Consider the following 22,661-nt stretch of genomic DNA (forward strand, 5'->3'; position numbering starts at 1 on the left):
CCCGCGTCACGGCGTGCGGATCCCGGGGCCTTCATGTGTTTCAACAGTGCCGCCGCACGGGACTTCTTCACCGAGACCGCGACGGTATACCTCAAAGGCTGACGGGAGCGGCTGCATCGGCCGACGACGTCTCTGCCGGTGATGCCGCCTGCTCGGGCGGGACCCACTGCAGCAGGTCACCCGGTTGACACTCCAAGACATCGCACAGGGCGTCGAGGGTGGAGAAGCGCACCGCCTTGGCTCGTCCGTTCTTCAGCACAGCCAGGTTCGCCGGCGTGATGCCGACGCGTTCGGCGAGCACGCCGACGGCCATCTTGCGGCGCGCGAGCATGACGTCGATGTCGATGACGATCGGCATCAGACGACCTCGTCGAGCTGGGCGCGGAGCACTCCGAGATCGACCTCCTGCTGCGTCGCCTGCCGGAGCAGGGCTTTCATGATCACGACGATGAGGCGACACCGCCGAGCACGAGCGCGACGCCGCAGATGAGAGCGACGACGCCGGGCGCGATGCCGCCGGGGGCGAGCAGCGCGGCGACGGCAGCGCTGACGAGCGCCGCCGCGAAGACGGACCACGCGATCGCGTCCACGTAGCGGAACGACGAGGGGCGGAAGACCGATCCGCGACGTACCCGTGTGAGAAGGATCAGGATGCAGACGGCGCACACCTGCAGACAGACGATGCCGAGCACGAGCACGCTTCTGGTCGCGCATCCCGAATTCACCCTTGGCATCGCGCATCGCGTGTGTTTGACTGTGACCGGTCACAGGCATTCGTGCCCCCAATCCTGTGACCGCTCACAGTCACGTGTCGACGGCGCCGGTCACGCCGGGAGCCGAGATGCCGCCATCGACCTGACCCGCGCGCTGCGCGGCTTGCCGGATCAACGACGATCGAGAGGAACCTTCATGGTCACACGTCAGCGAGCACGCCTGGTCGCGGCAGCGGCGATAGCGGGAACGGTGAGCGCCTTCGCCACCGCGGCCACCGCGGCGGCGGACGAGCCGGTCGAAGCCGGGATCACGGTCCCGGTGGTCGAGGGCCTGAGCGCGGACTTCATGAACGGGGTGGACGCCTCGTCGATCCTGTCGCTCGAGGAGTCGGGGGTGACCTTCCGGGACTTCGACGGCGAAGAGGCCGACGTGTTCGACGTCTTCGCGGATGCGGGCGTGAACTACTCCCGCATCCGCGTCTGGAACGACCCCTACGACGCCGACGGCACGGCTACGGCGGCGGCACCGTCGACGCCGAGCGCGCGACCGAGATCGGGCTGCGTTCGACCGCTGCCGGGATGCGCGTGTTCGTCGACTTCCATTACTCCGACTTCTGGGCACATCCCGGGCAGCAGCCGCTGCCCAAGGCGTGGGAGGGCATGACGACCGCCGAGCGCGCCGACGCGATGTACGACTACACCGTCGACACCCTCAGCCGCATGGACGACGCCGGCGTCGATGTCGGGATGGTTCAGATCGGGAACGAGAATTCCGGTCTGCTGCTCGCCGAGACGGCGTGGCCGGAATCCGGGCAGCTCTTCGACGCCGCTTCGCGGGGTGTGCGGGATGCGCTCGGCGACGACGTGAAGATCGCGATCCACTTCACCAACCCCGAGCGCGGCAACTACGGCTCCCTCGCGGACAGTCTCGCCACGTACGACACCGATCCGGCCACCGAGGGCGTGCAGCCCATCGACTACGACGTGTTCGCGTCGTCTTACTACGCGTACTGGCACGGAACGCTGGAGAACCTCACGAGCCAGCTGGCCGGTGTCGCCGAGACCTATGGCAAGGACGTGATCGTCGCCGAGACCTCGTGGGCGTACACGCTCGAAGACGGCGACGGGTACCCCAACAACATCCGCACCGCGTACGACCAGTACTCCACGTCGGTGCAGGGCCAGGCTCTCGCGGTGCGCGATGTCATCGAAGCGGTCGCGAAGGTCGGGGATGCCGGTCTCGGCGTCTTCTATTGGGAGCCGGCGTGGCTCCCCGTCGGTCCGCCGGAGGAGATCGAGCAGAACCGGCTGCTGTGGGAGGAATTCGGATCGGGCTGGGCCTCGTCTCACGCCGCCGACTACAGCGCCGACGCGGCGGCGAACTACGGCGGGTCCGGCTGGGACAACCAGGCGATGTTCGACTTCGAGGGTCGACCGCTGGAGTCGCTGCGGGTATGGGACTACGTGCGCTACGGCACCGTCGGCCCGCGCGATGTCGATACCGTCGCCTCGCCGGAGATCACTGTCGTCGATGGCCAGTCGTGGTCGCTCCCCGAGACGGTCGCGGTGTCGTACACCGACGGCACGACCGAGCAGCAGGATGTGACCTGGCAGGGGCACGAGTCCTGGTTCGTCGGCGCGGGCACCTACGAGGTGCCGGGAACGACGGATGCGGGCCTCGAGTCGACGCTGACGGTGACCGTTCTCGACGGCGACGCCGACGGGCAGAATCTCCTCGCGAACCCCGGGTTCGAAGACGGCGTCGCTCCGTGGACGGGAACGGGCACGGGCTACACGATCAGCGCGACCGACGACCCGTTCGCGGGTACGCGTTCGACGCACTGGTATCGCGCCGGCGGCGACTTCTCGTTCACGATCTCTCAGGAGATCACCGGTGTCTCCGCCGGCGATTACCGCCTCTCGGCGCAGGCGCAGGGACGCGCCGCGGTCGCCGGCGAGGCGACCTCGATCTCGCTGGCTTCGGGCATCGAGAGCGCGTCGGCGCCGTTCACGCTGAGCGGCTACGAGGGGTGGCAGAACCCGCGCACGCCGATCGTCACGGTCGCCGAGGGGCAGAGCGTCACGGTCTCCGCGACGTTCTCCCTCAAGGACGGCGCTTGGGGCACGATCGACGAGTTCGAGCTCGTCGAGGTGACCCCCGTGGTCGAAGCCGACACGTCAGCTCTGGAGGCGGTGTACACGGAGGGCGCGGCCATCGACCGCGACGGGTGGACGGCGGCCTCGCTGCTGGCCTTCGACCGGGCCATGACCCGCGCCGAGGTGATCCTCGACGCGTCGTCGCCGAGCCAGGCATCCGTGGATGCTGCGGCCGCGGCCCTGCGCACGGCCATCGACGACCTCGAAGCCGGAGACGGAAGCATCCCCGATCCGACCGTGCGCACCGTCGAACTGACCGTCGTGGACGGCGAGCCGATCGACCTTCCCGACGAGGTCACCGTGGTCGCCTACGACGATTCGACGACCACCGAGGCGGTGACCTGGAACGACGGACTGGACGCGATCGCCGGTCCCGGCACGTACACCGTGACCGGTGTCACCGAGAACGGCTGGACGGCTCGGGCCGAGATCGTCGTGACGGCGCGCAACGAGATCGCCAACGGCGGGTTCGAGAAGGGTATCGACGACGTCACGCCGTGGACGATCGAAGCGGACCCCTGGCCGGAAGACGAGGGCTCCTTCTGGGTCACCGCGTCGGCGGGTTCCGACGGCGATGAGGGTGAATACGCCTTGAACTACTACGTCGACGGGCAGCCGTACGCGTTCACCGCGCTCCAGGATGTCGACCTGCCTGCGGGCACCTACGAGCTGTCCGCCGCGGCGATGGGTGGCAGCGACGTGGGCGATCCGGCTCAGATCGACCTCGTCGCGAGCGTCGGCGGTGTGGAGCAGACGCAGGCGTTCACCCTGAGCGGCTGGCCGACGTGGGACCGACCCACGCTTCAGATCGTGCTCGACGAGGCCGCGACGGTCACGGTGGGCGTCCGCGGTCTCGGGGATGACGGTGACTGGGGCTACCTCGACGCCTTCACGCTCGTTGCAACGGATACGGGTGACGGCGACTCGGGCGGATCCGACGGCGGGTCGGGCGGTTCCGACGCAGACGCAACCGGCGGCGACACCGACGGTTCGAGCGGCGACGGCACCGACGAGGAAGCGGAAGGTGGGGTCTCGGGATCGCCCTCCGGCGAGATCGCGCAGACCGGAGCCCCGAGCATGACGGGTGCGCTGGCGGGTGCGCTCGGACTGCTGGCTCTCGGAGGCGCCCTCGTCGTCGCCTCCCTCCGCCGCGCTCGTCGCGAGCAGACAGGTTCCTGACCGTCGCCATGGCGCGGTGTCCGTCGGCGGCACCGCGCCATAGCGCATCGCTGGGGCCGGGAGGGAGGCCTTGCCACCGTCGCCGCGCTCGCGAAGCATGGCCGCGAGTCGAGAACGAGCGGAGAATCATGACACGCACGATCATCATCACCGGGGCGAGCGACGGAATCGGCGCGGCATCGGCGCGCCAGCTTCACGAGGCGGGGGAGCAGGTGATCGTGGTCGGCCGCGATCCCGACAAGACCGCGGCCGTCGCGAAGCGGCTGGATGTGCCGTCGCACGTCGCGGACTTCGCCGATCTGGCGCAGGTGCGTGATCTGGCGGAGACGCTCCTGCAGCAGTATCCGCGCATCGACGTGCTGGCCAACAACGCCGGAGGCGTGTTCGGCGAGCGCACGGAGACCCGGGACGGATACGAGCTCACCTTCCAGGTGAACCATCTCGCGCCGTTCCTGCTCACGAATCTGCTCGTGGAGCGGCTTCGCACCTCACAGGCGTCGGTGATCCAGACATCGAGCCAGGCCCAGCGCTTCTCTCGGTTCGCGATCGACGATCTGCAGGCGCGCCGGCGCTACTCGGCGGGGCGCGCGTACGGCAACAGCAAGCTCGCGAACGTGCTGTTCACGAAGGAGCTGCATCGTCGGTTCGGGGAGGCGGGAGTGTCGGCGGTGTCGTTCCACCCGGGCGCGGTGGCGACCGGCTTCGCGGCTGCCGCGCGGGGTCCGTGGCGGATGCTCTATCAGAACGACCTGTTCAACCGCATCCTCGACGGCACGGACGTCGGAGGGTCGAAGCTGACGTGGATGGCGATGGGAAAGCCCGGCTTCGACTGGGAGCGCGGCGGGTACTACGTGAACAATCGCCTCGCCCGGCCGCATCGTGACGCGGAGGATCCGGCGCTCGCGCGCGCCCTCTGGGACCGCAGCGCCGAGCTGGTCGGTCTCTGAGCACGGCCGCATCCGCGCGGCACACGGGAGAGGATGGCGTGGCCTTCGCGTCACGTGCTCCGGTGAATCGTGGTCAACCGAGCCCGACCACGAAGCCGAATCCGTCGACCGCGGCGCCGAGAGCCGCTGTGCCACTGAGCACGAAGACGGCCGTCGCGTGCTCGGGATGGATCATCATCCGCACTTCGGTGCCGAGGAACATCTCCGGATCCGCCCCGGGAATCGCGGCGGCGAGCATCTCGACGGCGGCGTCGGAGTCCACGTGCGGCGCCTGCCAGCCCGTTCCGCCGACCCACCAGTTGTTGGATTCGCCGTCGTCGTGGTTCGACCCTTGGCCCAGGCACAGCGGTATGCTGCCCGACAGCGTGCCGCCGTGCGCGGCCAGCTCGCCGCAGAACGCGAAATTCAGCTCGCCGGGGGATGTCGTTCCCTGGTTGACGCCCGCACCGATCATGGTGCCGTCCGATCCGACCTGCCCGTCGAACCACTCAGCGACGCCCGAGCTGGCTTCGCGGCTCGCTGTGACGTTGACGCTGTAGTTGTTGACCTCGTAATTGTGCAGGAACGTGTTCCACGCAACTCCGGCGTAGGAGGTCGTGTCGTGCACTCCCGCCCACAGTTGGTTGTCGGTGATCGACCATGCGCATCCGTCGCACGACACCGACCACGAGGTCGGCAGCTCGAGGCTCGCGTCGGCGAGCTTGGCGGCGAACGCCTTCAGCGCGATCGCTTCAGCCGTGGTGAGGTTCGGCGGATCGCTGTCGACGAAGTTCGTGATCGCCGTTCCGAGCGGGGCCAGAGCAAGCGGCGGCAGGTCGGAGAGGCTGTAGAGCGAGAAGTAGTTTGCGTGCGCATCGCCCATGCTCACCTCGAACTCGTTCGAGGACAGGCCGTCGGAGTCCAGGCAGGCCACGAGACTCGTGGCCTGGGCGTCGGCGGCATGGGCATCGACGTGGCAGATGCCACCGACTCGCCCGAAGTCCGCTCCGCCCATCCACCAGTTGTTCTCCAGACCGCTGTCACCCTGCCCGAAGCAGGTCTCGACGGATGCGGAGCCGTAGTCGAGGAACGTCAGCGTGCCGCAGAAAGCGTAGTGGAGCTCCTGCGGCTCGTCGTTCGTGTCGATGTCGGTGTGCACGGCGGCGCCCCCGGTCTGGCCGTTGTACCAGGATGCGACGGAGTCCTCACCGTCGTGCGTTCCCTGCACATCGAGGGTCAGACGATTGTCGCCGCTGTCCCAGCTCTGTCCCTGGTAGGCGAAGTCCTCGCCGGACGATGCGCCGTCGTACGCGAACGAGATCTCACCCAGGTCGCTGCGGATCTCGACGGTGTCGTCGTGGGTCTTCGACAGCTCGGGATCCGTATCGGGTTCGGGTGCGGGAACGGGCTCGGGTGCAGGGTCGACATCGCCGGTCGACGGCGAACCGGAGCCGTTGTCGCGCGAGGATCCGCTTGCCTCGTGGGTGTCGACGCTCTGAGCCGGCACCGTGCGACTTCCCCCGTAGGGCGCGGACGGACGCGTCCACGGCGTCGTGACATCCTCCTCGGGTGACGGCGTCGGCGTGGTCGTCGCCGTGGGAGTCGGTGTCGCGGAGGCTTCAGGGAGCGGCGCTGCGCTTCCCTCGGATGCATCAGGGGATGCCGTGGGAGTGGGTGTCGGCGCGGCGTCGTCTTCGACGGTCGCAGTGCACGCGGTGAGGAGAAGCCCCGTCGCCAGAGCGACGGCCGCGGCGCGGCGGGTGAAGGGGGAGCGTCGGTTCGGCATGGCGTCTTTCTCGGGAGGCATCCGGCCGGAGGAGAGGCGTGACCGTGCGCGTGGTGCCCTCGTGTGGCGGGAGGGCGGGTCGGGTTCCGCCCCGGTCCACGTTAACGCGTCAACCCCCTCCGCACCGCTGAGCGACCTGCGAGGCTGAGCGATGCATCCCTCTTTCGAGAGAGCGAGACGAAGGAGAACCATGAAGAATCGAACGCTCGGCCCGTACACCGTCTCGGCGATCGGCCTCGGTGCGATGCCGGTGTCGATGAATCGCGACAACACCTACCCCGCGCGCGATGATGCGATCGCGATGATCCATGCTGCCCTCGACGCCGGGGTGACGCTGATCGACACCGCCGACATCTACGCGCCCGCCGATGCCGAGATGGGCCACAACGAACAGATCGTGCGCGACGCCCTCGCCTCGTGGGGCGGCGACACCGACGGCATCGTCGTCGCCACCAAGGGCGGTATCGTCCGCCAGGCGGACGGCGGTGTCGGTCGCGACGGGTCGCTGCCGTACCTGCGGTCTGCGGTGGAGAAGTCGCTGCGGAACCTCGGCATCGATGCGATCGACCTGTACCAGTACCACCGGCCGGATCGGTGGATGGTCTATGGCGACATCATGGACAACCTCAAGACCCTCCGTGAGGAGGGCAAAGTGCAGCAGATCGGCATCTCGAACGCGAGCGTGGAAGAGATCGACATCGCCCGGCAGGTGCTCGGCGAGGGAGTGCTCGTCAGTGTGCAGAACGAGTTCTCCCCGAAGCATCCCGGCAGCTACGACGAGTTGCAGCACTGCGCCGAACACGGCATAGCGTTCCTGCCGTGGAGCCCGCTCGGCGGCACCGGCGGCGGGGCGCGTGACGTCGGAGAGCGGTTCGGCGCCTTCGCGGCGATCGCCGATGATCATGGCGTCAGCCCCCAGCAGGTCGTGCTCGCGTGGGAGCTGTCGCTGGCGGACGTGGTCATCCCGATCCCGGGCGCCCGTCGACCCGCGTCCATCACCGACAGTGCCCGGGCGGCCGACCTGCAGCTGAGCGACGACGAGCTCTCCCGATGCTCGGCGGCTGTGGGGCTGGAGGTCTGAGCGGAGGGATGCTGCCGCGGACGTGGGGTTGCAGCAGCATCCCTCACCCGCGCTCACGGGCGAAGGAGCACCTTGCCCACACGGCCGGCCTCACCGCTCGCGCGCACCGCGTCGGTGATGTCGTCGAGAGCGTGGACGGATGACACCGGCAGGTTGATCGTGCCGTCGGCCAGACGTGCGCGCAGTTCCGCGGCGAGTTCACCGCGGCGCGCGGGGGTGACGCGGGGACGGGCGCCCCAGAATCCCCGCACCCTGGTCCGGCGGAACAGCACGTCACCGACGGCGAGATCGAGCCGGGGCGAAGCCATCGCTCCGAAGACCACGAGCTCGCCGCCCTCGCCGAGCAGCGACAGCACGTCGCCCGCCGCGCTCCCTCCCACGGAATCGACGCCGGCGCGCGGGCTGGCGCCGTCGAGCAGCGCGGCGACGCGCTCGCGCCAGTCGTGGTCATCAGTGGCGACGACGTCGTGGATGCCGGCCGCGGCAAGTTCGTCGACGGCCTCGGCCCGGCGCACGAGGTTGATCACGCGGATGCCGCGACTCGGTGCCAGGCTCGCCACCAGTCGTCCGACGGCGCCGTTGGCGGCGTTCTGCACCATCCACTCGCCTGCCTCGAGCGAGAGGTCGTCGAGGAGCGTGAGCGCCGACATGGGCATCGCGAACATCTGCGCGGCGACCTCATCGGGGATCTCGTCGTCGACGGGAACCGTCGCACGGGCGGGCAGGACGACCTCCTCGGCCCAGACGCCGTGGCCGCTCGCGGTGACACGCTGACCCACCTGTCGGTCTCCGACGTCGGCACCGACGGCATCGATCAGACCCATCGCCTCGGTTCCCGCGCGAGCCGGAAGATCAGGCAGGACGCCGTACTGCCCGCGCACGGTCATGAGGTCGTGATTGTGGATGGCGGCGAGCACGATGCGCACCCGCACCTCTTCCGGGCCCGGTTCGGGCCGGTCGATCTCATCGATGGCGAGCACCTCCTCCGGGGCTCCGAAGGTGCGGTGGATTGCTGCGCGCATGGTGTCTCGCTCTCGTCGGCCGTCTCGGCGCGATTGCGCCGCGCGGTCTTCCAGCGTAGGTCGCCCGTGGGCTCGCAGACGCCGTGATCTTGACGGCATACTTGCTTTTTGCAAGTGTTTGCGTATGAGCCTCTTCATCACGTGCCCCGTCGAGAGCGTCGAACGCTCGACCGCCTTCTACACCGCCCTCGGGTGGACCATGGATCCTGACATGTCCGACCACAACGTGTCGTGCTTCGCGGTCGCGCCAGGGCAGTACGTCGTGCTCGGCAGTCGAGAGATGTACGCGAGTGTGGGCGGCACCGACGACCTGATCGGCGGGGCCGAGACACCGTCGAAAGTGACCGTCTCGTTCGACCTCGGCAGCCGTGAGGCGGTCGACGAACTCACCGAGCGCGCCGGCGCCGCGGGCGGGCGGGTCGGGGACACCGACGACTACCCGTTCATGTATCAGCGCCAGTTCGACGACCCCGACGGATATCACTATTCGCCGTTCTGGATGAAGCCGGAGGCCGGTCCGCAGGAGTGAGCGACCTCGCCGCCGCCCTCGATGTCGTCGGCGCCCGGTGGGCCCTGCTCATCGTGGGCCGGCTCCTCGACGGACCACAGCGCTACGGTGATCTGCAGCGTGACCTCGGAGTGCCCACCAACATCCTCGCCACCCGACTGCGCGAACTCGAACAGGCGGGCGTGCTGACCCGCCTGCCGCTCCGGCACAAGACCCGGGCTTATGCGCTGACCGATCGCGGCCTCGCGCTGCGGGAGAGCATCGACGCTCTCGAGCGGTGGGTGCGACCGTGAATCCTCCCCGACGCGCGCGCCGGGGAGGATTCACGGTGTGGCGTGCTATCGCACCGTGACCGTGACCGGCTTCGATGCGGTCTCGCCGTTGGCGTTGCGGAACACGGCGATCAGCTCGTGGTCGCCGGGCTCCACTCCCTCCAGCTCGACCTGTGCCCGCTGGGCGTCGGGGGTCGACGCGGCGAGCTCGCCGGAGTCGACCACCTCGCCGTCGAGGAGGATGTCGTACGCGTCGGCGTTGGTGCCCCACCGCAGGTTCGCCGTGACGGTGAACTCCCCGTCGCGGTCCCAGTTGTCGTGGGACACGACCGGTGTGCCGGGTGCCGCAGCGTTTACCACGACCGTTGTCGAGCTCGTCTCGGTGATGCCGTGGCTGTTGACGAGCTCGGCGGTGTACTCGTAGGTGCCGTTCGGCTTGCCCTCGAAGCTCACCCCCGTGGTCTGCGACATGCCCTGCGTCGGCTCGAGCACGCGGGTCTCGAACAGGCGGAACACCGTGCCGGGAACACCCCACCAGAGGTTCATCACGACGTCGTAGGTGCCGTCGTGCAGCCCGTAGGCCCACCCGCTGGTGTTGGACAGCGTGCCGCGTCCGGGCGCCGCGTCGTATTCGTCGCCGGAGACGAGCAGCACCGTGCTGGTCTCGGTCGAGACGAAGCCGTCGTTGTTGGTCGCCGTGGCGACGACCTCGGCTTCCTGCCCGTCGCCGGAGATCCCGAGGTCGGCGAGCACGACGTCGCCGGATGCCGGCACATCGACCCCGTCGATGGTCACCGTCACGGACCGCACGCCGCTCTCGGGGTCATCGGCGGTGATCGCGAGTTCGAAGGGCTCGTCCACCGAGACCACGCCCGAGGGCAACCCGCTGATCACCGGCGCCGACTCGTCGGTGTCGGGCGCGCCGACGTACGAGATCGACGGTACGGGTGGCTCGCCCATCCCGGCGCCGATGAAGTACGACGGGTGCGGGGGCTGGTTGTAGGCGGAGTTCTGATTGGCGACCGCCAGGCGATACTGCGAGTCGTGCATCAGGGTGGGGATGCGCGTGTCGGTGACGTCCGTCGTCGTGTAGATGCGGATGCCGGTGCCGTCCTCCAGCCGCACCGCGAGCTCCTCGCGCCAGTCGCCGAACAGGTCGGCCTGGATCACGGGGTTGCCCTTGGTGGTGTTGTTGGTCGACGTGCCCTCGAGGCGCTTGATCTCGACCTCTTCCTGTGCCGCCGGATCCCACGTGGAGATCGTCGGCACGCCCGTCATGGTGTCTTCGTCGTAGTCGTGATCGGTGATCTCGCGCACGACGTCGCCGTTCCACCACGTGACGAAGTTCGCCGCGGGGATGTCGGTGGACAGCACCTCACCGGTCGAGGCGTTCAGCGTGCCGACGGGGGAGTCCCACGCGGCGTTCCCGCCGACGTTCCACGCTTCCGCTCCCGGGGAGGTGGGGTCGATGTCGGCGGCGGCGCCGCGACCGGTGTCGACGGTGCCCTCGTTCGACCAGAGGATCTCGCCGGTCTCGGCGTCGCGCATCGCGGCGATGATGTTGCCGTTGCCACTGGGCGACTCGAAGACGCTGTAGATCTCCTGGCCGGGCCGGTCGATCACGAAGTCGCTCACGTGAAGCGCGTCGCCGTGGAACAGGCGCGAGTTGTACAGCGGCATGCCGTCGTGGTCGATGGTCAGTGCGCCGAAGACGATCTCGTCGAGGCCGTCACGGTCGACGTCGGCGACGGTGAACTGGTGGTTGCCCTGCCCCTCGTATTCCGAGCCGGCTTCGTCGGAGTCGAAGGTCCAGCGCTCGACGAGCTTGCCGTCCACGAGATCCCACGCGACGATCACCGTGCGTGTGTAGTAGCCGCGGCTCATCACCAGCGATGGGTTCTCGCCGTCGAGGTAGGCGACGCCGCCGAGGAAGCGGTCGACGCGGTTGCCGTAGGTGTCGCCCCATGAGCCGACGTTCCCGCGGCCCGGAAGGTAGTCGACGGTGTCGATCGCGGCGCCGGTCTGCCCGTCGAAGACCGTGAGGAACTCCGGGCCGGAGAGTATGTAGCCGCTGCTGTTGCGATAGTCGGCGTCGGCGTCGCCGATGACCGTGCCCTCGCCGTCGACCGTGCCGTCGGCCGTCTTCACGGCGACTTCCGCTCGTCCGTCGCTGTCGTAGTCGAAGACCTCGAGCTGCGTGTAGTGCGCGCCAGCGCGGATGTTGCGCCCGAGGTCGATGCGCCACAGGCTCGTGCCGTCGAACTCGACCGCCTCGATATAGACGTTGCCGGTGTATCCCGGTCGCGAGTTGTCCTGCGCGTTCGACGGGTTCCACAGGAAGACCAGCTCGTACTCGCCATCTCCGTCGACGTCGCCCACGGTGCCGTCGCCCGGCGCGTACGTGGCGGTGCTGCCGTCGGGCATGGTCTGGTCGGCCGGCTTGTCGAGCGGGACGTCGAGGTAGTCCGATGCCCAGACGCCGAACTCGTCGGTGACCGAGACCTCGCGGTCGTCGACCTGGGTTGTGACGAGGTAGGTCGAGTCGGCTGTGCCCTCGACATCGACGAAGTTCGTCGTGTCGGTGAGGGGCGCATCCGTGATCTTCGCGCCGTCGCGGTAGACGTCGAAGCCCATCGCGCGATCGTCGAGGCCGAGCAGGCGCCAGCCGAGGTAGACGCCGTCGTCGGTGGACACGGCGACGGGGGAGCGGTCGAGGTACTCGACGTCGCGCACGAGTGTCGTGGCGATCTCGGTCGAGAGCACCTCCGACTCCTCCGAGGCGCCACCGGCGTTCAGTGCGACGACCTTGTAGAGGTAGGGCCGGGTGGTCAGCACGTCGTCGTCGGTGTAGGCGGGCTCCGAGACCTGACCGATCTCTTCGAAGGGGATGTCGTCGCGCGTCGAGCGGAACACCTTGTAGAGCGCGACGTCGTCGGCGGCATCCCACGTGAGCGTGACCTGGCTGCGGTCGATGGATTCGGTCGTCAGTCCGGTAGGTGCGGCGGGCGGTGCGACGGACTCGTCGATCACCGACACGGCGAGGCGCTCGCCGGGGCGTGACGTGCGCTCGCCCTTGACCGTGGCGACGGCGTAGTCGTAGGTCTCGCCGAGCTCGACGTCGGAGTCGACGAATGTCGGCGATTCCGCGGGATCGGCCGGGGCGCTGACCGTGCCGATCTCGCTCAGGTCGCCGCCGGGTGCCGAGCGATAGAGGGTGTAGCCGGTGGCGCCCTCGACGGGCTGCCAACCGAGGGCGACATTCAACTCGTCGGCGTCGACCGACGAGGCGAGGGTCGAGGGGGCGGCGAGCGGAGTCTGCACGGTGATGCCGTTGATGCGCGCATCGCCGGAGGCGGAGATGTTCAGCTGTCCGTCGGAGACCTCGATCGCGGGGAAGAACTCCTCGTGCACGTCGCCGCTCGAGGTGCGCGGACCCGAGAATGCCGTGCCCTCGATATCGAAGCTGGTGCGGTTGCCGGCGATGAGGTCGCCGGCCCACGTCGTGACTTCATAGGTGCCGTTGGGAACGTCTACGGCGAAGGCCGAACCGTCTCCGATGGTGAAGTCGCGGGCGACCAGGTCGTCGCCGCCGCGGTCGCGGAACGCTCCCGGAGCCGCGGTGAAGCCGTAACCCGTGTCAGCGTCGTATGCCGAGCCCGGGTGGATCGCAATCCAGCCCTCCGGAGTGGGCGAGGAGGACCCACCGAAGTCGAAGCGCAGGTCGATCTCGTCGGCGGCGGATGCGGGGGAAGCCGCGAGGGCGCCGGAGGCGACGATCGCACCTCCGGCGACGGCGGCGATGGTTGTTCTCAGTCGTCTGGGGCGACGTGGATCGGGCACTGAATCTCCTTCGAAACGGTGACTTCCGGAGGAGCGTCGGTGCTCCTCCCCACGCCGCACCTGCGGGAAAGCGTTTGCTGACGCGGTTCATCCATTGTCACGCCACCCGAAGGCAAGGTCAAGGAAAGCGTTATCTTTCCCGAACTTTCCCGAAGGGGACCGCTTCGGCGGGTCAGAACGGCGCCGGATCGAACTCGGCATCGGTGACGAACTGCACGCTGGACACGGGGTGGTCGGGGTAGACCCGTCCGGTGGGGCTTGTCCATTCCAGAACGCCGCCCGGCTTCTGCACGACCGTCCACGGCGTCTGATGTTTCAGGGTGTGATGTCGTCGGCAGAGATGACTGAGATTCGACACGGTGGTCGTGCCCCCGAATTGCCAGTCCAGCGTGTGGTCGAGGTCGCAGACCGCGGCAGGCAGTCGACACCCGGGGAATCGACAGTGCTGATCTCGAACGTCGAGGGTGCGGCGCATTTGACTGGACGCCTGGTATCGGTCGACGCCGAGCACTTCGCCGGAGATGGGATGTGTGAGAATTCGGTCCCATCCGGGAGCGTTTCTTGCGAGCTCCCTGGCCGTATTCGGGTCGATCGGACCGTGTCCGGCGAGAGTGACGGCTTCGAACGGGTCGTCAGCCGGGGAGTCGAGGAGCGTGAGCACGGGGATGGTGACCCGCACGTGCGCCTGGATCGCGCCCAGTCCGGTCGCGGTCGTGCCGATGTGTGCGTCGGGGGCTGCCGTGAGGAGCATGTCGGCGAGAAGATCGACCCGGATGGCGTCGAGCACACGGCGGGCGGCGAGGAGCTCGTCGAGGTGGGCCTCCGCCCGGTCGACCGCGCTCTGTTCGTTCCGCTCGGTTTTCGCTCCCGATCCCGTCGGCTCGGCCCCATTTCTCGATTCCGCGCGCTCGGCCTTCACTGCGGCCTGCACGGCGTCACGGGCATTGCGGATGGCCTCGGCATCGGCCTCGGCGACATCGCGAGCCATGCGGGTGAGGCGGTCGTGGACGCCGTGGATGATCACGGCCGGCCCCGTCACCTGCAGTTCGGCCATGCCGTCGTCGAGATCGTGGACCTGAACCGAGCGGGTCGCGGCGGCTTTCGCGTGGCGCTCGCGGATCGTCTCGTTGAGGAACCACTGCGCTCGTCGCCTGGCGATCGGCCGCAGGCGTGACGCGGACTCGGCCTCGGCGTATCCGAGCACGCTGTTCTCGTACTCGGCGGCGAGCTCGGGGTGCTCGATGCGGTCGCCCGCCTCGACGATGACGCGCGCGTGTGCGAGCGAGATGCGGCCGGCCCCGAGTGAGCGCACCGTCTCGGGGAACATCTCGACCATCCGCGCGGCCTCGCCGATCTGACGCTGCACGGTGCGGTCGGACACCCGAAGGGCGGTCGCGAGTTCAGCGGCGACGGAGCGCCGGGGGAGGTCGGCGGTGGACATGTTCTCTTCTGCGGCCGCCCACGCGTCTGCGATCTCGCCCGCGTGTGCGAGCGCACGGGCCTCGCGCGCCTGGAGCTGGGCGATCTGACGCCGGATGTCGACGACCTCGGTGACCACCGGCGCCAGTCGCGCGGCGGCGACCTGGTCGGGTGCGGTGGCTGTTTCGGTCATGACGTCATCGTCTCACCGACCTCGGACATTGCTTCGAAAGTATCGGTTGGTGCAGTTCACGCAGCGCGCTCGAAATGAGATCGGTCTGAGCCGTGAGTCGCAGCTATCGCTCCACTCGTGCCCGTACCCGCTCGTGTGTGGCTGCGGCGAACGACACCAGCCGAATCTCCTCCAGGCCGGTGTCGGCGCGAGAGATGGTCTCGACGGCGGCGTCGATGGCATCATCCAGTGGCCACGCATAGATGCCGGCGCTGATCAGCGGGAAGGCGATGCTCGTGGCGCCGAGTTCTTCGGCGACCTCGAGGGATCGTCGATAGCAGGACTCCAGAAGGCGCCGGTCGCGCTCCCCGGCGGCGTGGTTGGGTCCGACGGTATGAATGACCCATCGCGCAGGAAGGTCGCCGGCGGTCGTCCATCCCGCATCCCCGGTGTCGAGACCGCGTGGGAAGCGGGCGATGCAGTCGTCGAGGATCGCCCGACCGCCGGCGCGGTGGATCGCTCCGTCGACGCCGCCGCCTCCGCGCATGGCGCGGTTGGCGGCGTTCACGACTGCGTCGACCTGCTGCGCGGTGATGTCGCCGTGGAGAGTGGTGATGAGGGTCATGTCGTCATGGTGCCTTGCGCCGCAGTCGTTCAGAACCCCTTGCGCTCGACAGATGCGGCGGGGCGAAGGCGAGAATGGAGGGATGGATTCGCCCGCCGACTTCATCGACCGCACGCTGCGGGCCGAGGCGACGGAGTGGCGCACGTGGGCGGACGGCGACGCGTCGGTCGGCGGGCTGCGCGTCTACGGCGCATCGGTGGGGGCGGTGCGCGGCACCGTTCGTGACGCGCTCCGCCGATACGGCGACCTGCAGCATGATGAGGTGACTGCCGTCGCGTCTGAACTGTGGTCGGTGCCCGTCCTCGAGCGCCGGCTGGCAACGATCGTGCTGCTGCAGCGATACGTCGAGTCGCTCACCGGCAACGACCTCACCCGCATCGAGGGGTTCCTTCGCGATGCGCGCGTCGCCGACCTCATCGAGCCGCTCACGGTCGATGTGGTGCGTCCGCTGCTCGCTCGGCTTCGGGGCGCTGAGGCCGATCGCGCCAGACGGATCGTGGCTCGATGGGCGTCATCCGATGCGCAGAGCCTCCAAACCGCCGCCGCTCTGCTGTAGCGCAGAAGCACGTCGTGATCCTCGCGGGGACGCGGCATGCCGCGCTGAGCGGCGAACGCCGTTGGAACCGCGAACGCCGCTGTCAGATCAGCCCCACCATGCTGTACGCCGCCACGAAGGCGACCGCCACGACCGCCGTGCCGCCGACCGCGACCACGACGGGTAGGGCTCCACGGATACGACCCCACAGCATCACCCCGAGCAACACCACTCCGATGATCCCGATGACGATCCAGTACACCGGGCTCGTGGTCTCGCCGACCACCGTGAGTCCATAGGCAGCCTCGCCCATTCCGACTCCCGCGAGCGCGGCCGTACCGAGCGCGGCGCGCAGCCCGCGCGCGCGCAGCCAGCACGCGGCGACGCCGACGAACGGTCCGACGACGAGGCCGATCACCGAGAACATCAGCGGGTCATACGCGTAGCCGCGCATCGTCGACACGATCGCGTACCCGACGGTGAGCAGCACGAAGCTCACCGCCCCGAGCGCGGCGGACAGCCACCAGGGCACTCGAGCCCCGTAGACCAGCGCGGCGGTGATGACGGTCCAGCCGCTCGCCGAGTTCGCGAACGACACGAACCACTCGGGCAGGAACGCCTGCGCGAACGCCGTCGCGCCGCCGAGCACCAGGCTCGCCGCGAGCACCGCGGCTGAGGCGAGCGCCACGCTCGTCATCGATCTTGTCCGCGCCTGCGCGGTCGCCGCTTGCGCCACTCGGACACTCTATGTGCCCGAGGTGACAGGCCACCGACCGTCGGTCGCCTCATCCCCCCGACCCGCTCGCCACCGCCCGTGATGACGCCATCAACCGTCTTGTTCCGTCGCTGGTCGAGTCAGCCCAGACGTTCGAGGGGGTTGGCCGCGAGCTTGACGATGAGGCCGCCGTCGACGAGTCGTTTCGCGGCTGTATCGGGTTTTCGTGATGCCTGGTCGCTCAGGCATGAGCCGAACTCCGCGGCGAGCGTTCCTCGCGGGTGGGCGGCAAGCACTTCGCGTCGGAAGACTTCCAACAGAGCATCCGGCCTCGCGCCGGAGATGTCCAGACCCGTGGCGATCTCGAGCAGGTGGCCCTCGGCGTCCAACGCCGGATCGACACCCGGCCAGTTGTGGCGCACGATCACCTCGAGCACCCGATTGCGCCGGTGCGCCGGCCAGCCTGCTCCCGCGGTGAGCGCGACACCGACGTGCCCGCCGGCGTGCTCGTAGGAGATTGTGTGGTTATCGAACTCCGTCGCGATGCCGATGTCGTGCAGCACGGCAGACACATACAGCAGCTCGTGGTCGATGTCGGTGATGCCGTCGACCCGCGCGAAGGCCTCGGCCCAGAGCCACGAGCGCAGTGCGTGAGCGGTGATCGCGGGGGATTGGTACTGCGTGGCGAGCTCGAGGGCACCGCGTGCCGCCAGTGTGTCGGGCACAGTGAAGTCCGCGATGCGCATGCATACATCCTGCGGGCGCGTGGGGACCCCCGACACAGCCCGGTGCGACAGCGACCGTCCGAAAACAGCCATCCCGTTGCGGGCAGGGAGGAGCGGCGCGTCGACGTGGAGTGAACCGAGCCGGCCGTCCCGGCGGTCACTCGTTGCGGCCGCGACGCTCGATGCCGTCGAGCACGATCTCGAGTCCCGCTTCGAACGAGTCGCGGAAATCGTATCCGGGCTGCATGACGTGCTCGCTCGTGAAGCGCACCAGCGAAGGGTATGCCTCGGGCGAGAGCGGCGCGATGATCTGATCGCCGGCCTCGGTCAGGTCGCCGCCGGCGTCACCGAGCGGGAGTGCCGCCTCCTGCAGCGCGAAGCCGTAGACGAAGGCGTCGACGACCGCGAGTCCATGTGCGACGACGGCAAGCGAGAAGCCGGTGCTGAGCCAGGTCGTCACGAGCGCTTCGTGGTGATCGAGGATGTCAGCACCGGGGGTGCGTCGCGACTCCATGATGGGGATAGCCCACGGGTGCCGGCGGAGGGCGTCGCGCAGTGAGCGTGCGCGACTCGCGATGGCGTCCTTCCACAGCGTGTCTGCCGCGGGGCGCTCGACCTCGTCGAAGACGCGGCCCACCATCCCGTCGACGATGTCGTCCTTGTTCTTCACGTAGTGGTAGATCGTCATCGGTCGCACGCCGAGATGGTCGGCCAGGCGGCGGATCGTGAGGGGCTCGAGACCGATCTCGTCGGCGAGAGCCATCGCCCCGTCGATGATGTGGTCGCGACTGAGCGATCCCCGCGACGGCGGATCTGACGGCGACATCCTGCCTCCTTTTCTTCGAGTGCCTTGACGAATCGTACTAAGTACGCATACGGTACTCCTAATTGCCGTACTAAGTACGGCGCCCCGCAACCATCTAGCCGAAGAAGAGATCGATGACTGAACAGCTGAGCACGACCCCATCAGCGGATGCCGAGACGGTCCCCGCTACCATGACCGCAATCGTCCAGCGCGGCTACGGCGGTCCCGAGGTGCTCCACCGAGAGGAGATCGAGGTTCCCGCGCCTGACGCCGGTCAGGTTCTCCTCCGGGTCGCGGCGGCCGGCCTCGACCGCGGAGTGTGGCACCTCATGGCCGGGCTGCCCTACCTGGTCCGACCCATGTTCGGGATGAGCACTCCGCGGCAGCCGATCCCCGGTCTCGACGTCGCCGGCACGGTCGTCGCGCTCGGCCCTGGGGCTGAGGGCTTCTCTGTCGGCGACCGTGTCTTCGGCATCGCGGCCGGGAGTTTCGCGGAGTACGCCGTTGCGACCACGACTTCTATCACCCACCTGCCCGATGGGGTGAGCTTCGAGGATGCGGCAGCGCTGCCGGTGTCGGGACTCACCGCGTTCGAGGCCGTGCACACCCACGGCGGCGTGCAGCCTGGACAGCGTGTGCTCGTGACCGGAGCGTCGGGTGGAGTCGGCGGTTACGCCGTGCAGCTGGCCGCAGCGGCCGGTGCCGACGTGACAGGGGTCGCCAGCGGCGTCAAGGCTGATTTCGTCCGCTCACTCGGGGCCGGCCGGTCGATCGACTACGGCACAACCGTCGTGACAGATCTGCCCGACCGGTACGACCTCATCGTCGACGTGAACGGTCGGCTGCCGCTGGGTCGCCTCGTCCGCATCCTCACACCCGCCGGCGCCCTCGTCATCGTCGGTGGCGAGAACGGGGGTCGGTTGACCGGAGGCATCGAGCGCCAGTTCGGCGCCCGGCTCCGCTCCGCCTTCACGCGGCGGCGTCTGGGGTTCTTCATCTCCTCCGAGACACGCGCCGACCTTCCGGAGCTCGCACGCCTTGTCGAGACCGGGGCTCTCCGCTCGACCGCGACCACGATGCGCCCGCTCGCCGAGGTCCGTCAGGCGATCGCCGACCTCACGGATGGACGCGTCCGCGGCAAAGCCGTGATCCGCGTCGCCGCCTGAATCCACAACCCTCGCTGACGCCTTCATCCAAGGAGAATCCACGATGTCCACCATCACCCCGATCGACACCACCCGCCGCACCGCCGCCCGCGTCGCGGGCGCCGGATACCTCGGCCTGTTCGTGCTGGCGATCTTCGCGAACTTCGTCGTCAAACAGGGCCTCATCGATGCGTCGAGCGCCGAGACGACCGTGGCGAACATCCAGGCGCAGGAGGGGCTGTTCCGCGTCGGGCTCGCCGCTTTCGTGGTCGTCTTCCTCATCGACATTGCCGTCGCGTGGGCGCTCTACGTCCTGTTCGCCCCGGCCGGTCGCACCCGCTCCCTCCTCGTGGCGTGGTTCCGCCTGATCTACACGGTCTTCCTCGGTGTCGGCGCCGTCTTCATGTTCCTCGGCCTGCAGGTCGCCAATGGCACGACCTCGTTGGGCGCCGACGCTGCGCTGTTGATGTTCGAAGCGTTCGATTTCGCGTGGTTCGTCGGCCTGATCGCCTTCGGCGGTCACCTTGTGCTGCTCGGCGTGTTGATCATCCGATCGGGTCTCGCGCCGCGCCTTATCGGCGGCATCCTCATCGTCGCCGGGGCCGCCTACGCGGTCGACACCCTGGCGCACATTCTCGTCACCGATTACGCGGCCATCTCGAGCGTCATGCTCGGCATCGTCGCGATTCCCTCTATCGTCGCCGAACTCACCTTCACGATCTGGCTGCTTCTCTCCGGCCGCCGATCCAGCGCAACCACACGCGAAGAGCCTCGCGTGCCCGTCCTCCAGTGACCCGCGGCGGGCCTTCACACCGAAAGGTGCCTCATGCGTACGTTCCTCACCACCGTCCTGCTGCTCGGTGCAGCGCTCTCGCCGGGCAGCCACGCTGCGGCATCCGTCGAGCAGATCATCGATGAAGAGATGCCGGCGTCCGGGGTACCCGGGCTCGCCTACGCGATCGTCGACGGCGATACCGTGACGACGGGCGCGCGCGGAGTGCGCGAAGCGGGCACTGATCTGCCGGTCACCCCCGACACCCCGTTTCTCACCGGATCCATTTCGAAGAGCTTCACCGCCCTCGCGGTGATGCAGCTGGTCGAAGCGGGAGCCGTCGGCCTTGACGACCCGATCTCGGCGCACCTCGACGACTTCGCCGGCGGCCCGGGCGCGGATGTCACCGTGCGGCAGCTGCTGAGTCATACAAGTGGGTACTCGACACTCCAGGGCAACAGCTCACCGGCCGCACCCTCAGACGCCCCCGCGAACAGGCCCGGCGAGATATGGGAATACTCCAACACGAACTATCAGATCCTCGGACGCCTCATCGAAGCGGAAAGCGGTGACGACTTCGCCACCTACGTCGAAGAGCACATCCTCGAACCGGTCGGCATGGACGACAGCTTCGTCTCCGACGGCGCCGTGCACGAAGATATGGCCGTCGGCCACACCTCGTGGTTCTGGACCAAGCGCCCGATCGACGACCGCACGACCTCACGCGAAACCGCAGCGCAGGGCGGCGTCGTCGCGACCGCCACCGACCTCGCTCTCTACCTTCAGGTGATGATCAACGGAGAGGATGACGTCCTCAGCGCCGAGGCGAAAGCGACGATGATGCGCCCCGCAAGCGAGGCTTCGCCGTTCTACGGACTCGGCTGGTTCATCGATACGAGTGCCGGGACCGTCTGGCATTCGGGGTCGACGCCCGGCGTCGAGACCCTCGCAGCACTGTCGCCCGACGAGGGTCGAGCCGCGCTCGTGTTCGTCAACGGCGGCAGCGGTCTGGGGTTCGGGGAGACGACGCAGCTGCGTGATCGCGTGATTGCCACAGCCCTCGGCACGCCCGAGCCCGAGATCGGGTCGCGGTGGGCGCAACAGGCACTGTTCCTCGGACTTGTTCTCCTGCCGATCGCGTATGCGGTGAGCATGGTCTGGGCGTGGCGGCATCGCACCGCGCTGCGCGCGAAGCGGCGCGGATTCGGCCTCTTCAGCCTCTGGTTCCCGCTCGCCACCACGATCGCCGCCGCTGCCGTGCTCCTCTGGATCATGCCGAACCTGCTGGGCGCGCCGCTCGGGACGATCCTGGTGTTCCAGCCCGATGTCGGCCTCGCGCTGATCGCCTCGGCCGTCATGGGTCTTATGTGGGCAATGTTCCGCCTCGGCGTTGCCTACAGCGGTATCGGCGTAGAAGCGATGCCGTGAGACAGTCAGCGGGCATCGCGCGGCGGGGGCGGTGGGTGCGTCTTCGAGGATGCCCGGGTTCATCGGGGCATGAATGCACGAGGGCGGTGCGGCGCTTCAATCCTCGAAGCGGCGACGTGGGCACGTGGGAGGGGTGGACCCGTTGAGGTCAGGGTAGCTAGTGGCCCGGAGCCGGCAGGCACCCGCCGTCCATGATGAATCCGCCGACCTCGACCTGCACCCCTTCGGGTGTCACGGCGCCGAAGAGGCATCCGCCACCGACGACGGCCACGCCGAACGGCACGTCACCATTGCGCTCGTAGCCTTGGATGTTCGCTTCGGTCACGCCCGCCTCGACCAGTGCGGCGCGCACGGCGGTTTCGCTGATCCCAGCGCTCGAGACGCGCACGGCCTCGAGTGCCGCGGTCACGGGCGCGATGAGGTGCGATCCTGCTTCTCGTCCATCTTGCGGCTGCTCCATACGTTGACGGTAGAGCTCGTTGCTCGCCATGTTCTTCTCCGCGTCGTAGGCGACGCAGCCAGGCGCCGGTTCGATGCCCGGCTGCTCAGCAACCGCGCATGTCGGCGAAGGGGAGGCACTCGCTACACCGAGATTCGCCACCTCCGATGCGCAGCCACCGAGAGTGAGGGCGACCGCGAGAACGCTGGCAGCACCGCACACTGCGCCAAGCCCCCGCGGCGATCTCAGCGCCTGACCATAGGGACTGCTCCTCATGCGAGCATCTTAGCCTCGATCCACCGATGAGCGTGGGTGCTGAGCGAGCGTCGCGACGTAGAAATGCCTCTCTGATCAGGAAGAATAGAGCTTGTCTAGGGCAACTGTTCAACTGATCCGA

The 22,661-nt window shown here is 68.4% G+C and carries 20 protein-coding genes and 1 pseudogene; 10 read left to right on the forward strand and 11 right to left on the reverse strand.

All coding sequences use genetic code 11. The features are described from left to right. Window positions 1-91 precede the first annotated feature (91 nt). On the reverse strand, window positions 92-358 hold the full coding sequence (locus IM777_RS06845; RefSeq protein WP_194385035.1) for a helix-turn-helix domain-containing protein: 267 nt from the start codon (window positions 356-358) through the stop codon (window positions 92-94). 82 nt (window positions 359-440) lie between these two features. Next, window positions 441-692 (reverse strand): DUF2975 domain-containing protein, encoded by a 252-nt coding sequence (locus IM777_RS06850; protein ID WP_194385036.1) that lies wholly within the window; start codon window positions 690-692, stop codon window positions 441-443. A 367-nt stretch (window positions 693-1,059) separates the two neighbouring features. Between IM777_RS06850 and IM777_RS17570 the strand changes: the two are divergent. From IM777_RS17570 to IM777_RS06865, 3 genes and pseudogenes are all read left to right on the forward strand, one after another. Further along, window positions 1,060-2,108: pseudogene (locus IM777_RS17570) on the forward strand (glycosyl hydrolase 53 family protein); the annotation flags it as partial. A gap of 18 nt (window positions 2,109-2,126) precedes the next feature. Next, window positions 2,127-4,049 (forward strand): Ig-like domain-containing protein, encoded by a 1,923-nt coding sequence (locus IM777_RS17505; protein ID WP_390178910.1) that lies wholly within the window; start codon window positions 2,127-2,129, stop codon window positions 4,047-4,049. Between the two features lie 128 nt (window positions 4,050-4,177). Beyond that, window positions 4,178-4,996 (forward strand): SDR family NAD(P)-dependent oxidoreductase, encoded by an 819-nt coding sequence (locus IM777_RS06865; RefSeq protein ID WP_071043026.1) that lies wholly within the window; start codon window positions 4,178-4,180, stop codon window positions 4,994-4,996. Between the two features lie 73 nt (window positions 4,997-5,069). On the opposite strand, the gene IM777_RS06870 is transcribed toward IM777_RS06865, so the two are convergent. Next, window positions 5,070-6,761, reverse strand: a complete 1,692-nt coding sequence (locus tag IM777_RS06870; RefSeq protein ID WP_194385039.1) for a hypothetical protein — start codon at window positions 6,759-6,761, stop codon at window positions 5,070-5,072. A 190-nt stretch (window positions 6,762-6,951) separates the two neighbouring features. On the opposite strand from IM777_RS06870, the gene IM777_RS06875 reads away from it, so the two are divergent. Next, window positions 6,952-7,842, forward strand: a complete 891-nt coding sequence (locus IM777_RS06875) for an aldo/keto reductase (RefSeq protein WP_071043030.1) — start codon at window positions 6,952-6,954, stop codon at window positions 7,840-7,842. A gap of 53 nt (window positions 7,843-7,895) precedes the next feature. On the opposite strand, the gene IM777_RS06880 is transcribed toward IM777_RS06875, so the two are convergent. Then, window positions 7,896-8,864, reverse strand: coding sequence for a zinc-binding dehydrogenase (locus IM777_RS06880; protein ID WP_194385040.1), 969 nt, complete (start codon window positions 8,862-8,864; stop codon window positions 7,896-7,898). 124 nt (window positions 8,865-8,988) lie between these two features. On the opposite strand from IM777_RS06880, the gene IM777_RS06885 reads away from it, so the two are divergent. Both IM777_RS06885 and IM777_RS06890 read left to right on the forward strand, forming a co-directional pair. Continuing rightward, window positions 8,989-9,393 (forward strand): VOC family protein, encoded by a 405-nt coding sequence (locus IM777_RS06885; RefSeq protein WP_194385041.1) that lies wholly within the window; start codon window positions 8,989-8,991, stop codon window positions 9,391-9,393. Further along, window positions 9,390-9,665, forward strand: coding sequence for a winged helix-turn-helix transcriptional regulator (locus tag IM777_RS06890; RefSeq protein ID WP_071043035.1), 276 nt, complete (start codon window positions 9,390-9,392; stop codon window positions 9,663-9,665). Before IM777_RS06885 ends, IM777_RS06890 begins: the two co-directional genes overlap by 4 nt. A 45-nt stretch (window positions 9,666-9,710) precedes the next feature. Here the strand turns inward: IM777_RS06890 and IM777_RS06895 are convergent, their stop codons facing one another. From IM777_RS06895 to IM777_RS06905, 3 genes are all read right to left on the reverse strand, one after another. Then, window positions 9,711-13,484 (reverse strand): rhamnogalacturonan lyase family protein, encoded by a 3,774-nt coding sequence (locus IM777_RS06895; protein WP_194385042.1) that lies wholly within the window; start codon window positions 13,482-13,484, stop codon window positions 9,711-9,713. A gap of 172 nt (window positions 13,485-13,656) precedes the next feature. Then, window positions 13,657-15,096 (reverse strand): HNH endonuclease signature motif containing protein, encoded by a 1,440-nt coding sequence (locus IM777_RS06900; RefSeq protein ID WP_194385043.1) that lies wholly within the window; start codon window positions 15,094-15,096, stop codon window positions 13,657-13,659. Between the two features lie 103 nt (window positions 15,097-15,199). Then, window positions 15,200-15,700, reverse strand: a complete 501-nt coding sequence (locus IM777_RS06905) for an O-acetyl-ADP-ribose deacetylase (protein WP_194385044.1) — start codon at window positions 15,698-15,700, stop codon at window positions 15,200-15,202. 82 nt (window positions 15,701-15,782) lie between these two features. On the opposite strand from IM777_RS06905, the gene IM777_RS06910 reads away from it, so the two are divergent. Beyond that, window positions 15,783-16,256: a DNA alkylation repair protein gene (locus IM777_RS06910; protein WP_194385045.1), complete on the forward strand. Its 474-nt coding sequence runs from the start codon at window positions 15,783-15,785 to the stop codon at window positions 16,254-16,256. Between the two features lie 82 nt (window positions 16,257-16,338). Here the strand turns inward: IM777_RS06910 and IM777_RS06915 are convergent, their stop codons facing one another. From IM777_RS06915 to IM777_RS06925, 3 genes are all read right to left on the reverse strand, one after another. Then, window positions 16,339-16,932 carry a DUF6518 family protein gene (locus IM777_RS06915; RefSeq protein ID WP_071043043.1) on the reverse strand — a complete coding sequence of 198 codons (594 nt, stop codon included), beginning with the start codon at window positions 16,930-16,932 and terminating at the stop codon, window positions 16,339-16,341. 158 nt (window positions 16,933-17,090) lie between these two features. After that, complete coding sequence (locus IM777_RS06920) at window positions 17,091-17,696, reverse strand: HD domain-containing protein (protein ID WP_194385046.1); 606 nt, start codon at window positions 17,694-17,696, stop codon at window positions 17,091-17,093. Between the two features lie 136 nt (window positions 17,697-17,832). After that, window positions 17,833-18,501: a TetR/AcrR family transcriptional regulator gene (locus tag IM777_RS06925; RefSeq protein WP_071043046.1), complete on the reverse strand. Its 669-nt coding sequence runs from the start codon at window positions 18,499-18,501 to the stop codon at window positions 17,833-17,835. Window positions 18,502-18,614: 113 nt separating this feature from the next. Between IM777_RS06925 and IM777_RS06930 the strand changes: the two genes are divergently transcribed. The 3 genes from IM777_RS06930 to IM777_RS06940 are packed head-to-tail and all read left to right on the forward strand — an operon-like array spanning window position 18,615 to window position 21,825. Then, window positions 18,615-19,646, forward strand: a complete 1,032-nt coding sequence (locus IM777_RS06930; protein ID WP_228480989.1) for an NAD(P)-dependent alcohol dehydrogenase — start codon at window positions 18,615-18,617, stop codon at window positions 19,644-19,646. A gap of 43 nt (window positions 19,647-19,689) precedes the next feature. Then, complete coding sequence (locus IM777_RS06935; RefSeq protein ID WP_194385047.1) at window positions 19,690-20,418, forward strand: DUF4386 domain-containing protein; 729 nt, start codon at window positions 19,690-19,692, stop codon at window positions 20,416-20,418. Between the two features lie 33 nt (window positions 20,419-20,451). Further along, window positions 20,452-21,825: a serine hydrolase domain-containing protein gene (locus IM777_RS06940; protein WP_194385048.1), complete on the forward strand. Its 1,374-nt coding sequence runs from the start codon at window positions 20,452-20,454 to the stop codon at window positions 21,823-21,825. A gap of 157 nt (window positions 21,826-21,982) precedes the next feature. On the opposite strand, the gene IM777_RS06945 is transcribed toward IM777_RS06940, so the two are convergent. Continuing rightward, window positions 21,983-22,285: a hypothetical protein gene (locus tag IM777_RS06945; RefSeq protein ID WP_194385049.1), complete on the reverse strand. Its 303-nt coding sequence runs from the start codon at window positions 22,283-22,285 to the stop codon at window positions 21,983-21,985. Window positions 22,286-22,661 lie beyond the last annotated feature (376 nt).

Source organism: Microbacterium luteum (genome assembly GCF_015277875.1).
Lineage (GTDB): Bacteria > Actinomycetota > Actinomycetes > Actinomycetales > Microbacteriaceae > Microbacterium > Microbacterium luteum.